This window comes from Histidinibacterium lentulum, from assembly GCF_003789055.1.
GTDB lineage: Bacteria > Pseudomonadota > Alphaproteobacteria > Rhodobacterales > Rhodobacteraceae > Oceanicola > Oceanicola lentulus.
On the sequence record NZ_ML119086.1, the window covers coordinates 152,499 to 166,660 of the forward strand.

1 protein-coding gene (only partly in view) is annotated in these 14,162 nt (G+C 68.8%); it reads right to left on the reverse strand.

Annotation, left to right across the window (positions count from 1 at the left end):
• Window positions 1–14,162, reverse strand: the 3' end of a protein-coding gene (locus EAT49_RS21725; protein ID WP_281274732.1) for a tandem-95 repeat protein. It continues 16,702 nt past the right edge of the window; 14,162 of the gene's 30,864 nt are visible here — the last part of the coding sequence; its start codon lies beyond the right edge, outside the window; its stop codon occupies window positions 1–3.

The following is a 14,162-nucleotide window of genomic DNA, read 5'->3' on the forward strand; positions in this document are numbered from 1 at the left end:
TCAGAACAGGAAGGTATCCGAACTGCCGTCGTCGAACACCGTCAGGCGGGAGACGGGGTTGCCATCCTCGTCATAGGTCGTCTCCCGCGTCGCCCAGGAGAAGTTCTCGCCGAGATCGCGCTCGGTGCGCAGGGAGCGGACCCCAGCGACGAACGCCACCTCGATCTCGGTGCCGATGTCGAAGACGTCCAGCGTCCTCTCCCGCACCCCCGCCGCGTCGAACCGCGTCTCCCGTGTCGTCCAGTTCCAGGCGTCCTCCGGGTCCTCCTGCAGGACCAGCGTCCGGATGCCCTCGCTGAAGGTCGTTGTGCTCAGGCGGCCATCGTCGAAGAGGACGACGGACTCGAGTGGACGGCCCTCGCTGTCGAAGCTGGTCTCCTGGGACGTCCAGTTCACCGCGTTCAGCAGGTCCTCCTGCACCACGCTCGACCGGATGCCATCGGAGAACGTCATCGTGCTGACGCGTCCGTCGTCGAAGGTGACCACCGACTCCACTGGACGGCCCTCGCTGTCGAAAGTCGTCTCCTTCGTCGTCCAGTTGACCGCGTTCTCCGGATCGGTCTCGACCACGCTCGACCGGATACCCTCGAAGAACGTCGTGGTGCTGACGCGTCCGTCGTCGAAGGTGACCACCGACTCCTCCGGACGGCCCTCGCTGTCGAAGCTGGTCTCTCGCGTCGTCCAGTTGACCGCGTTCTCCGGATCCGTCTCGACCACGCTCGACCGGACGCCCTGGGAGAACGTCGTCGTGCTGACGCGACCGTCGTCGAAGGTGACCACCGACTCCTCCAGACGGCCCTCGCTGTCGAAAGTCGTCTCCCGCGTCGTCCAGTTCACCGCGTTCTCCGGGTCCGTCTCGACCACGCTCGACCGGATACCACCGGTGAAGCTCGTGGTGCTGACGCGACCGTCGTCGAAGGTGACCACCGACTCCTCCGGACGGCCCTCGCTGTCGAAAGTCGTCTCCTTCGTCGTCCAGTTAACCGCGTTCTCCGGATCCGTCTCGACCACGCTCGACCGGATACCACCGGTGAAGCTCGTGGTGCTGACGCGTCCGTCGTCGAAGGTGACCACCGACTCCTCCGGACGGCCCTCGCTGTCGAAAGTCGTCTCCCGCGTCGTCCAGTTGACCGCGTTCTCCGGGTCCGTCTCGACCACGCTCGACCGGATGCCACCGGTGAAGCTCGTGGTGCTGACGCGTCCGTCGTCGAAGGTGACCACCGACTCCACCAGACGGCCCTCGCTGTCGAAAGTCGTCTTCCGCGTCGTCCAATTGACCACGTCTTCCGGGTCCTCCTGCACAACGAGGAACCGCACCCCATCGAGGAAGCTGGTCGTCGTCACGCGCCCGTCGTCATAGGTGACGATCGATTGCAGCAGGCGGCCCTCGCTGTCGTAGGTCGTCTCGCGCCGTTCCCACGACATGACGTCCTCGGGGTCCTCCTCCACCGCGCTCGACCTTACGCCCTCGGCGTAGGTCGTCGTGGTGATCCGACCGTCGTCGTAGACTAGGATGTCGGTCGCAGGCCGGCCCTCGTCGTCGTAGGTGGAGGATCGCGTCGTCCAGATGAAGGTATCGGCGACGTCAAGCTGCGTCGAGGTCGACCGGATGCCGGCATCGTATTCGGTCACCTGCTCGATACCGTTGTCGTAGAGGGTGAACTGCCAGACGAGCGCGCCGTCCTCGTCGCGGCGGTCGGACTGGAGGCGCCAGCTGCGCAGGTCGTCGGGATCGAGCCGTGTCAACGCAAGGTCCAGAACCAGCGGCTGGGCGCCGCCGTCGAAGCGCAGAAGCTCGATGTCGCGCAGCGTGTCCGTTCCCTCAGGTCCGCTCCCGGAGGCGATGACGAACACCACGCCATCCGGGCCCTCCACGATCCCGTAGTCGCGGACGGGGCCGTCCCAGACCGCGGTGTCGCGGCCCTCGCCGCCGTCGAGCCTGTCGTCGCCCTCGCCGCCGCGAAGCACGTCGTCGCCCATGCCGCCGCGCAGGTCGTCGTCGCCCGCACCGCCGTCGAGCGTGTCGTTGCCGCCGAGGCCGAGCACGAGGTCCGCGCCGGGCGTGGTCAGCGGCAGCCCCCCGGAGGAGCTGTCGGGCCCGATCACGTCGTCGCTTTCGGTGCCCGTGATGCTGGCCGTCAGCGCCTCCGCCGCGGAGATCGTCAGGGTCGCGGCGCGCACCGTCTCGGCCTGGCCGTCCGAGGCCATGAGCTCCAGCGACACGGTCCCGGCGAAATCCAAGGGTGCCGTGCCGGTGAGCGTGCGGGTCCCGGCCTCGAAGCTTAGCCAGTCAGGCAGGGGCGCGGCGCCGGGGCCGCGCAGCTCGATCACCAGCGCGTCGCCGTCCGGGTCGGTCACGAGACCTGCCGGCAGGGTGATCGCAAAAGGCGTCGCCGCGATGCCGCCGAGGGCCGGGATCTCGCCGATCACCGGCGCGTCGTTTACCGGTGCGATGGTGATGTTCACCCGCGCCGACGCCGTGGCGCCGGAACTGTCGCGGATCTCGTAGTCGAACCAGGCCGCGCTGTTCCGGTTCTCATCCGGCGTCACCAGTAGCTGGCCGTTGCCCAGCAGCGTCGCCGTGACACCCTCGCTATCGAGGATGCGGGTCAGCTCGAACGCCTCGCGGTCCGGGTCGAAATCGTTGTCGGTGAGCGCCGTGACGAAGATTGTCAGGGGCGTGTCCTCGACCATGTCCAGCGTGTCGTCCACCGCCTCCGGTGCGTCGGCGACGGGCAGAACGTCGATGGTCACGGTCGTCGGCACCGCAAAGCCCGACTCGTTCGTGATCGCGTAGCGCAGCGTGAGCTCGCCGAAGAAGTTCTCCTCCGGCGTGATGCGCCAGAGTCCGCTCTCCAGTTCCTCGATCCCGATGGTCACGCCCGGTGTCGCGGCGGTCAGGCCGAGGAAGATCGCCTCCGTGCCCAGCGGAATGTCGTCGTTCGCCATCAGGAAGGCGGGATCGAGGTCGATGAACGTGTCCTCGAGCATCTCGAAGCCAGAGTCGGACACCGCAACAGGCACGTCGAAGAGGGGCATGACGATGACAGTCACCTGCCCCACGGCGGTCGCGCCGAACTCGTCGGTGACGCGATACTTGAACCCGCCGTCGCCGAAATACCCCTGCCGGCCCTGGAAGACCGCGGTCTCTCCGTCCTGGAACACCGTGCCGTTGTCGGCGTCGAAGATCTCCACGATGGAGAAGGCGTCGCCTTCCACGTCCCGGTCGTTGAACAGCAGGTCGGCGAAATCCACCACCAGCGGTGCGTCCTGCGTCCCGAAGAAGATGCCGTCCGGGTTGGCGATGGGCGCGTCGTTCACCGCTTCGATGTCGAAGGTGATCGTGCCGGTATCGGTCAGCCGCCCGTCCGTGATGACGTAGTTCATCAGGATCGGGCCATTCACGTTCTCGTCGGGGACGAACTGGTAGCGGCCGTCCGGCAGCTCGATGATCCGGGCGCCGGGCGTGGAGGACTGGATCGAGACGAAGCTGACCGCATCGCCGTCCGGATCGCCGTCATTGGCCAGCAGATCCGCGATGGTGAACTCGAAGGGCACGTCCTCGACCGTCGCGAAGACGTCGTCGCCGGCCTCCGGCGCCCGGTTCGTGCTGATCACGCGCAGTTCGACGAGGCCGAGGCTCTCGCCATGGCGGTCATCCGTGACGCGGTATCGGAAACTGGCCTCGCCCTCGAAATCCGGGTTTGGCGTGAAGACGATATCTGTGCCGTCGAAGGTCACGGCGCCGTTGACCGGCTCCAGCACGTCGAGGAAGCGGATCGGGTCGCCGTCGACGTCGAAGTCGTTCGCCAGGAGATCGGCGGGGGTCAGCGTGATGCTTCCGTCCTCATCGACGTCGAAGCTGTCGGTGACCGCGACGGGCGGATCGAGGAGCGAGGCGACGTCGAGCACGAGCCGCCCCTCGACGCTGCCCTCGCGGTCGTCGGTCAGGGTGTACGTCACGAGATCGAGCCCGGAGAAACCCGCGTTCGGCGTGTAGATCAGCCCCGCCCCGGCGTTGCCGTCGAGGGTAAAGGCACGCTCCGCCTCAATGCTGTCGGTGCCGTCGCTGCTGACGAAGCGCAGGGCGAACTCCTGTGCGACGTCCAGCGGCACGGTGGCCGTCACGACGCCCGTGGCGGCATCGACGCTCATCCAGTCGGGGAGTGGGCCGCCCTCCGCCAGCGTGACCGTCCAGCTGCCGCCGGGAATGGGGGTCAGATCCTCGGGCGGGGTCAAGGTCACCACGCCGGGCACGAGGTCGAGCGTCCCGTTCGCAGGATCGCCGAAACCCGTGATGCGCAGCATGTCGCCGTCGTCGTCGCGGTCGTTCTCGAGAAGGGCCGTGATCGAGATGCTCCCGGAGAAGCCCTGGAAGAGATCGAGGACATCCTCGCCCGCCTCGGGAAGCTCGCGCTCGGGACGGACATTGAAAACGATCATTGCGGGCGTGTCGGAGCGGGCGCCCTTCTCGTCCTCGGCGAAATAGGTGAAGGCGACCGAGCCGTTGAAATCCTCGGGCGTCGTCAGGTCGATGCGTTCGGGCAGGTCGCGGACCGAAATCCCGGCGGTCCGGGACTCCGACACCTCGAAGACCTCGTCCACTACCGCCTCGGTGATGATCGCGAGCGGCAGCGCTGCGCCCGCAACCTCCACCCGCACGGGCACCGCGCCCACATGCTGTGAGGGCGGCATCCCGGAGAAGCCGCCGGTCACCGGATCGAAGGTCAGCCAGCTGTCGAGCGGCGCGCCGCTCTCGCGCGTGGCGGACAGGGTCCTGCCCGCGAGATCGAGCGCGAAGAGGCCCGCCGCCTCCGCCACGGGATCGCCCGCGAGGATGGCGTTCGCGGCGGCCAGCCCGGCAGTCAGGTCCGCCGGGTCGATCACCATCTCGATGGTGAAGCCGCGATCCGTGACGCGGTAGACATTCTCCGGCAGTTCCGCCCCAGGGTCGGGGGTGAAGACGATGCGCACCCGCGTCGGCGTGTCGGTCTCGTCGGTCTCGAACTCGGTGGCGACAAGGCTGCGGGTGTCTGGATCGAAGGCGAGCCAGGCCGGCAGCGGCCGCCCACCCAGCGTCGTGGCGCTGAAGCTGCCGGCCGAGATGTCGAAACTCGCCACTCCGTCGCCGTCGTCGTCGAGCCGCCAGTCGAAGGCTTCGCGCAGCCGGAAGCCGCCCAGAACGGTGTCCTCGAAACGGACCCCGGCCGCGAGCGCACCCGGATCCTCGAGGTCCAGCGTGAAGCGGAACGGATGCACCGCGCCGCTCGACGGATCGTCCACGAAGACCGCCACCTCGAGCGTGCCGGTCGCGCCGTCGGGAACCGTTCCCGAGAAGGTCACCGTCTCGGCGTCGAAGGACAGCCAGTCGGGCAGCGCCGTGTTGTTGGCCGACAGCGCGCGCAACTCGAAATCCGGGGACAGCCAGCGGAAGGCCATGTCGCCGAGCAGCGTCACCCCGTCGAAGAAGATCACGTCGCCCTCGAGGTCGATGTCGTTGCCGAAGGCCTCGCCCGGGATCACGAACTGGGGCATGTCCTCGCGTCCGCCCACCACGTCGCCGCGCAGGATCGGGGCGGAATTGAGCGGCGAGACGGTGACGTGGACCGTGGCATCGTCGAATCCGCCGCGTCCGTCGGTGATCGTGTATTCGAACCGCGCGGTGCCGTTGAAATCGGCGCGCAGGGCGAACTCGATCATCCCCTCGTCGGTGACCCGCACCTTGCCGTTCTCGGCGAAGCGGTGGACCTCGACGAAGACCAGCGTGTCGTCGTCCGGGTCCGCGTCGTTGGCCAGCAGCACGGCGGGGTCGATCAGGATCGTCTCGCCCTGTACCGCGCGGATGCCGTAGTCGTCATTGGCCCGCGGCGGCAGGTTCTGGGGCCGCACGTTGATCAGGAATTCCAGCGTCGCCTCGGCGCCCCGGTCGTCGATCACGTCGAACGCGATGCTCGCCTCTCCCAGCGCGTCGGGAGTGAACTCGATCACGCCGGTATCGGGGTCGAAGACCTCCGTTCCGTTGGTGGAGGCGAACCCGTTCGCCTTCGGCGCGAGACCGACGAAGGAGAAGCCGTCGCCCTCGATGTCGTAGACCTTCGCCATCAGGTCCGCGACGGTGAAGATCGTGGTCTCTTCGAGCTTGGCGGAGACCGCGCGTTCACGGATCCGCGGCGCGTCGTTCACGGGCGCGAAGTAGATCTCCACGTTGGCAGTGCCCTGGGCGCCGTCGTTGTCCTCCAGGACATAGGTGAACCCGGCAAAGCCGAAATAGTCGGGCCGCGAGATGAACTCGATGTACTGCCCGTCGAGACGCCAGCCCGCGTCGGTGCCCTCGCCGCGGTAATCAGTGTTGGAATAGGGCCGCAGCGGCTCTCCGTTGACCCCCGTCAGCGGGAAGGCATCGACGATGCGCAGCCCCTCGGATTCGTTGTCGCCATCGACGTCGAAGTCGTTGGCCAGCAGGTTGGCCAGCCGGATGCGCAGCGGCACGTCCTCGAGGCCGTAGACCAGCGGGTCGTCCACGCCCACGGGCGGATCGTTGACGGGTGCGAGGTTGACCTCCACCCGCGCGGTGGATTCGCGGCCCAGGGGATCGCGCACGGTATAGGCGAAGAAGGCGTCGCCGAAGTGGTCCTGGTCGCCCAGGAACTCGATCATCCCGTCGCCGTTGATCGACACCGTGCCGAAGCGCGCGGCCTGAACCGAGACCAGCTCGAGATCGCCGACGCCTTCCTCCGCGTCGTTCTGCATCAGGAAGGCGGGGTCGATCAGGACCACCTCGTCCTCGACCCCGAGCAGCACGACGTCGTCCTGGGCATTGAACCGTCCGTCGCGCAGCCCCGCCTCGATGGCGGCCCTGTCGAGCACGGTGCCGTCGGCGAAGACGATTTCCTCGATCCCCGTCTCCCGGCCGAGGAAATGGTCGATGACCGTCACCGTGTCGATCAGGAAGCCGTCCTGCCGCTCCAGTTCGACGAAGAGATCGTCGCCCACCCGCAGCAGCGACACGTCCTTGGGCGCGATCTCGGGTCCGAGGACCAGCCGGTCGGTGTCGGCGGCGCTGCCCTGCTCGACGATGGTGTCGGCCCCCCGGTCGAAGCCGAAGACATAGCTGTCGGACCCGGCCCGCCCCTCAAGCAGGTCGTCGCCGCGCCCGCCGTCGAGCGTATCGTCGCCCGCGCTGCCGATCAGCGTGTCGTCGTGGACAGAGCCGATCACGCGCTGGATCGAGATCAGCGTGTCGCCCGCCGCCTCTCCCGCCGTGCCCTGGCCCAGGGTGAGGTCCACGGTCACGCCCTCGTCGGCCTCCGCATAGTCTGCGGTGTTCAACCCCCCGCGCCCGTCCATCAGGTCGGCGCCCCGGCCGCCACGGAAGGTGTTGTCGGTGTCGTCGCCGAGCAGCGTGTCGTCGAAGAGGCTGCCCCTGATGATCTCGATGGACACGAGCGTGTCGCCCTCGGCGTCGCCGCCGGTCGCGATGCCGGCCGCGAGGTCAATCTGGATCGCCTCGAGCGAGAAGGTGTAGTCCGCCGTATCCGTCCCGTCCCCGCCGACGAGCACATCCGCCCCGCGCCCGCCGACCAGCGTGTCGTCGCCGCCGAGACCGTAGAGCGTGTCGTCCCCGCGGCCGCCGATGATCAGGTTCCCGCCGTCGTCGCCCTCGAGCGTGTCGTCGAAGTCGCTGCCCTCGATATCCTCGATCCCCTCAAGGACATCGCCCTCCGCCCAGCCGCCCGAGGCAGTGGACGCGGCGAAGGAAACCTGGACGCCCGCGTCCGAAAAGGCATAGCTGACCCGGTCGCGCCCGGCGCCGCCATAGAGCCGATCCGCGCCCGGTCCGCCGTCGAGGCTGTCGTCTCCCGCCCCGCCGTAGAGCGTATCGTCGCCCTCCCGGCCTTCCAGCCGGTCGTTGCCGTCAAGCCCGGACAGCAGGTCGTCGCCCGTTCCGCCGCCCAGCGTGTCGCCGAAGGCCGAACCTTCGAGGGCCTCGATGCCGACGTAGAAATCGCCCTGGGCGAAACCGCCCTGCCCGAGCTGCGTGGACAGATCGGCGCGCACTCCGGTGTTCGAGGCGCCGAAGCGCACCAGATCGAAACCGTCACCGCCGAAGATGGTGTCGGCCCCGTCGCCCGCGTCGATCGTGTCGTCGCCGTCGCCAGCATAGATCACGTCATTGCCGGCGCCGGTCAGGATCAGGTCGTCGCCCGCCCCCGCCACGACCCAGTCGTCGCCGTTGTAGCCGTAGATCGTCTCCGACAGGGCATTGCCCTCGAGATAGTCGACTTCCGGCGTTCCGGTCAGCTCGAGACCGTAGAAATCCGCCACATGGGCGAAGGCGAAGCCGGTGTCCTCCAGCCCCTCCTCGTCCGCGATCCGGTATTCGATGACGACCGGCCCCGTGTAGCCCGGATCGAACCGGGCCACGACGAAGCTCTCGCCGCGGAACTCGATCACCTCGAAACTGCCGAGCGCCACGCGGTTGCCCTGCGCCAGCGCCACCGGGTCGAGCACGGCATCGACGCCCACGAAGGTCGGCCGCGGCCGGTCCGGATCGTCGAGGTCCACATCCACCTGCCCGTCGCCGGTCGTATCCGCCTGCTCGATGTCGAAATCGTTGAACAGGAGGTCGGAGGCGCGGATCACCAGCGGGATGTCGAGCGGCGTGACGAAGCCGAAATCGTCGACCACTGTCGGGTCGTCGTTCGACGGGATGATGACGATGTCGACGAAGCCCTCGGCCGTGCCCTCGGCATTGTCGGTGATCGTGTAGATGAAGCCCGAGGAGAATGTGGCGTCGATGAACGGCGTGAACAGCAGGTCGCCGTCCTCGTTGTATTCCAGCGTGCCGTTGATCGGCCCCCCCGCCGCGGGTCCGAAGCGGAAGACGTCGAGCAATTCAGGCAGCCGCCAGCCCAGGAATTCCAGCGGGTCCCCGTCGATGTCGGTGTCGTTGGCCAGCAGCGTCTCGATCCGGATGACCGTCGGAATGTCCTCGAAGACGAAGATCTGGTCCGGGTTGGCCACCGGCGGCGCGTCGCCCACCGGCTCGAAATACATCGTGACCTGCGCGCCGCCCACGGCGCCTTCGGGATCGGTGATCGAATAACTGAAGCTGGCCTCGCCCCAGTAGTCCTGGTCAGGCGTGAAGATGATCACCCCGCCATCCACCTCGAGCGTCCCGTTCACCGGGTCCGTCGCGTTCTCGAACGTGACGGAGAAACCTTCGGGGTCGAAGTCGTTCTTCAGAAGCTCGATGATCGGGATGGACAGCGGCACGTCCTCGGTACCGCGCAGGATGACTTCCAGATCGGGCGAGGTGTAGCTGTCGTTGCCCGCGACCGGCGCATCGTTGACCGGCTGGTAGACGATCGTCGCCGTCGCCATGGCCTGCCCGCCCTGCCCGTCGCTCACCGTGTAGTCGAAGCGCGCCTCGCCGAAGAAATCCTGGGTCGGCTCGAAGAGGACGGTCTGGTTCTCGAGCAGCGTCGCGCGGCCGCCGAATGCATTGCTCACCGACACCAGCACGAGCGGATCGCCGTTCGGGTCGGTGTCGTTGGCCAGAAGACGCGCGCGGCTCAGGATGATCGGATTGTCTTCGCGGATCGGCTCCCCGGCCTCGGTCAGCTCGAACCGGTCGTCCACCGGTTCCGGCGGGCGGTTCACCGGGGTCACGGTAACGCTGACGCTGGCCGTGCCGGTCAGCCCGCCGGGATCCCGGATCGTGTAGTCAAAGGTGGCGGTCCCGAAGAAATCCGCCCGCGGCGTGATCACCACGTTGCCGTCTGCATCGAGCGCGGCAAAGAGATCGGCCGAGGAGGTGACCGAAAGCAGGGTCAGCACGTCGCCGTCGACATCCGTGTCGTTGGCCAGAAGCGCCGCGGCGGAGATCACGGCGGAGCCGTTTTCGAGCACGGCGAAGCCGCTGTCGTTGCGCGCCACGGGCGCGTCGTTGACCGGCGTGACCTCGATGAAGACCGTCGCCTCCGCGCGGCCGCCCTCGGGCGTGTTGGCGGCATAGACAAAGGAGGCGGGGCCGAAATAATCGGCGTCCGGCGTGAAGAAGATGTTGCCGTCGCTCGACAGGGTGACGCTGCCGTTCACCGCGTCGAAGACCTGTCCGACGATCATCCGGTCGCCGTCCACGTCGTTGGCCAGCAGCCGCGACGCGCGGATGGTCAGGAGCCCGTCCTCGGCCACCACGAAACCGGTGTCGTCACGCGCCTCGGCCACGGGTCGCACGGTCACGCGCACCACCGCCTCGGCAAAGCCGTTGCGGTCGTCCGTGATCCGGTAGCGGATCTCGGTGGCCCCGGTGAAGCCGTCCACCGCCTCGAAGATCAGGCTGTCGCCGTCGATCACCGCCGTGCCTTGCGGACTGGCATCCACCGAGACCACGCGCAGCGGGTCGCCGTCGCCGTCGAAATCGTTCAGCAGAAGATCCGACAGCGGGATCGACAGGATTTCGCCGGTGGTCACGGCGAAGAAGCCGTCGTCATTGGCCTCGGGCGCGCGGTTCTCCAGCAGGTCGAGCAGGGTGGTACGGGTCCATTCCACGCCGTCCGCGAACTCGTAGCGCTCGATGCCGCGCCCGTCCGTGGCGAGCGCGTGGAGCACCATGACGCTGTCGCCGGGACGGCCCGCGAAATTCAGCAGGACGGTCGTGCTGCCGTTGAAGAGCCGCTCGACCGACACGGTGGCCGCGTCGAACCCGGTCAGGTCCAGCACATCGATGTCGCCGGGCGCCGTGCCCGTGTCCTCGATCCGGTCATGGCCGTCGCCGGGCGCAAAGACGTAGCGATCCGAGCCCGCGCCGCCGAACGCCACGTCGTTGCCAGGGGTCAGGTCGATGACGTCGTCGCCGTCGAAGCCGTGGATGTTGTCCGGCCCGTCCGACTGCACGTCCTCGAGAGCCCGGGCGCGCATCTCGGCGCGGCCCCACTCGGTCCCGTCGGCGAAGCGCAGCGTCAGGCTCCCCGGCGCACCGTTGGCCGGGCCCAGCGCGCCCACCAGGGTCAGCTGGTCCCCGGGGGTCTCGAAGTCGATCACGAGATCGAGGCTCGTCGGCCCCGCCCGCACCGCGGACACCACGTCGTCCACATCGAGGTCCGACAGGATCACGACGGAATGCCCGCCGCCCAGCGCGTCGTAGCGGTCGCGCCCGTCGCCCGCGGCATAGAGGTAGGTGTCGTCCCCTCCGCCGCCGACGATCAGGTCGTCGCCACGTCCGCCCACGAATGTATCCGCCTCGGAACTGCCGAAGATCACGTCGTCGCCGTCGCTGGCCTGCACCTCCACCAGCCGCGCCACGAGGTCGGGGATCGTCAGTTCGGTGCCGCTGTCGGTGAGGACGATGGTTTCGATCCCGCGGCCGGGAGTGAGCCCGTCGACGATCAGGATCTCGTCGTCGCTGCCCTCGAAGCGGATCCGCAGGTCGGGGCTGCCGGTGCCGAGACGGCTCAGCCGCAGATCGGCCGGGTCGTAGCCCGAGATCAGCAGCCGGTCGTCCGGCGAGTTCGATCCGTCGCGCAGGATGTCCTGCCCGTCGCCCGCTGCGAAGAGATAGGTGTCGTTGCCGGGACCGCCCGAAATGCGGTCCTTGCCCAGCCCGCCGGACAGCGTGTTGTCGCCATCGTCGCCGAAGACAAAATCGTCGAAGGGCGTCGGCACCCGCGCCAGGAGATCCGCCATCCCCCACTCGGTGCCATCGTCGAAGCGAATGGTCTCGATCTTGCCCGAACCCAGCGCGTTCTCGATCCGCACGCGGTCGCCGTCCGTGCCCACGGACAGGATCATCGCGCTACCGTCGCTGGTCTGCGCCACGCGCACGTCCCCGGGGGCGATCCCCGGCCCGAACAGCAGCACATCGTCGCCGCCCGTGTCGATGATCCGGTCCTGCCCGTCGCCGAGGCCGAAGACATAGGTGTCGTCGCCCGCGCCGCCCTCGAGCAGGTCCACGCCGGGGCCGCCTTCCAGCACGTCGTCGCCGCCCTTGCCGATCAGGCGGTCGTCGCCGGCGCCGCCAAGGAGGGTCTCGCCCGCCTCCGAGCCGTGGATCACGTCGTCGCCCGCCGTCTCCTGGAGCGCCATGGCGACCAGCATCGGCCCGGTCCAGACCGTCCCGTCGTCGAAGGTCACCGTAACCCCGAGCGCCGGCTCCGGCGCGCGGCCGGTGTCGATGCGGTCGCCCGTGGCGGTGTTCTCCAGCACCACCGTGGGCCCGCCCGTCACCACGCGGATGTCGGCTGGGTCGACGCCCGCGGTGAAGAGCACGGCGATGGCGCCCTCGGCATCTTCGATCCGGTCCTGCCCGTGACCGGGGGCGAAGACATAGCTGTCGTCGCCCGGGCCGCCGCGCAGCAGGTCGTCGCCCGGACCGCCCGTCAGCGTGTCGTCGCCGTCGCTGCCCGTGAGCGTGTCGTTGCCGCCCTGCCCCTCCAGCGTGCTGCCGTCGAGGATGCGCAGGTCGTCGTCGCCCGGCGTGCCCGTCATCGCCCGGTCCAGCAGACCCGCCCAGTCCCAGGTGCTGCCATCGGAGAAGGCCACGGTCTCGATCCGCGTCAGCGGCGGCACCGCCGCCGCCCCCACGAGCAGGATCCGCGTGGTCCCGCCGATCACCCGCAGCTCCAGATCGTCGCCCGAGATCCGTACAGAGACGGCGCCCGGCGTCACCGTGGCGTCGAACTCGATGCGGTCGTCGCCGCCCGCGTCGGTCAGCCGGTCGCGCCCGTCATGGGCGCCGAAGAGGTAGATGTCGTTCTGCGTCCCGCCGAACAGGAGGTCGTCGCCCTTGCCGCCCCGGAAGATGTCGTTGCCCGGGAACTCGGCGTCTGGGCCGCCGCCGATCAGCGTGTCGTTGCCGCTGCCGCCGTCAAGGATGTCGTTCCCCGCGCCGCCCACGAGCAGGTCGTGCCCCGCCTCTCCCGCCAGCCGGTCGTCGCCGAACCCGCCATAGAGGCTGTCCCCGTCCGCCCCGCCGGCGAGCGCGTCGTCGCCGCCGAAGCCGAGGAGCGTATCCGCGCCGCCATTGCCGAAGATCGTGTCGCCCAGTGGCCCGCCGCCCAGCTGTTCGGCGGTCTCGTCCCCTCGGATCGCGGACGTGTCGCGCACCGGATCGACGCCGCCGAAATTGGCCGCCGTGAGATCGCCCGCATCCACCCCCAGAAGGCGTAGCACCGAGAGAGTGCTGCCGTCGTTCTGTGTCAGCCGGATCGTGGTGTCGGCGCCGTCCTGAACCAGCTGCAGCCGTCCCGAGGCAAAGGGATCCGGCGTGCTCGCCGCCAGCCGCAGGATGTCGCCCCCGTCGCCGGGGGTGAAGTCGGTGATGACATCCTCCGCGGTATCGGCGGGCACGTCGAAAACCGGCAGATAACGGAAGATGTCGCGCCCGGCGCCGCCCGTGAAGACATCCACATGGGCATCGCTCGCAAGGCCGCCCAGGATGTCGTCGCCGTCTCCGCCGAAGAGCGTGTCGGCCCCGTCGCCGCCCTCGAGATAGTCGCCGAGAGCGCCGCCGGTCAGCGTGTCGTCGCCATCCGTCCCGTAGAGCGCCACGCCGGCGATGCCGAGATCCGGCTGCACCAGCGCCGCCACCTCGTCGAAGCTCAGCACCACGAGCGAGTCGGCGATCTCCAGTGTCTCGATGCGGCCTGTCCCGGCGGAGGCGAAGGCGTCGCGCAGCACGATGCGGTCGCTGCTGCCGGTGAAGCGGATCGTCAGGTCGAGACCGTCCGGCCCGGTGCGCGAGAACCTCAGGTCGGCCTGGTCGACGCCCGAGATCCGCAGCGTATCCGGGGCGCCCGCGTCGCCGTCCTCGATCGTCAGCACCCCGTCGCCGGCGGTGAAGAGATAGAGGTCGCTGCCCGCGCCGCCGCGGGCGATGTCGTCGCCGGGCCCGCCCGCGAGCGTGTCGTCGCCCGGGCCGCCCTCGAGGATGTCGTTCCCCTCTCCGCCCAGCAGAAGGTCGTCTCCGCCGGCGCCCGCGAGGCTGTCGTCGCCCGCGCCGCCCTCCAGCGTGTCCGCCCCGGCGGTCCCGGTGAAGCTGTCGTCGCCGTCGGTGCCCAGCGTGGCGCGGCGCTGCAATTCGGCCGTATCCCACTGGGTCCCGTCGGCGAAGGTAAGCGCCTCGATGACCGTGGTGCCCGCGATCAGCACCCTGTCCTCGG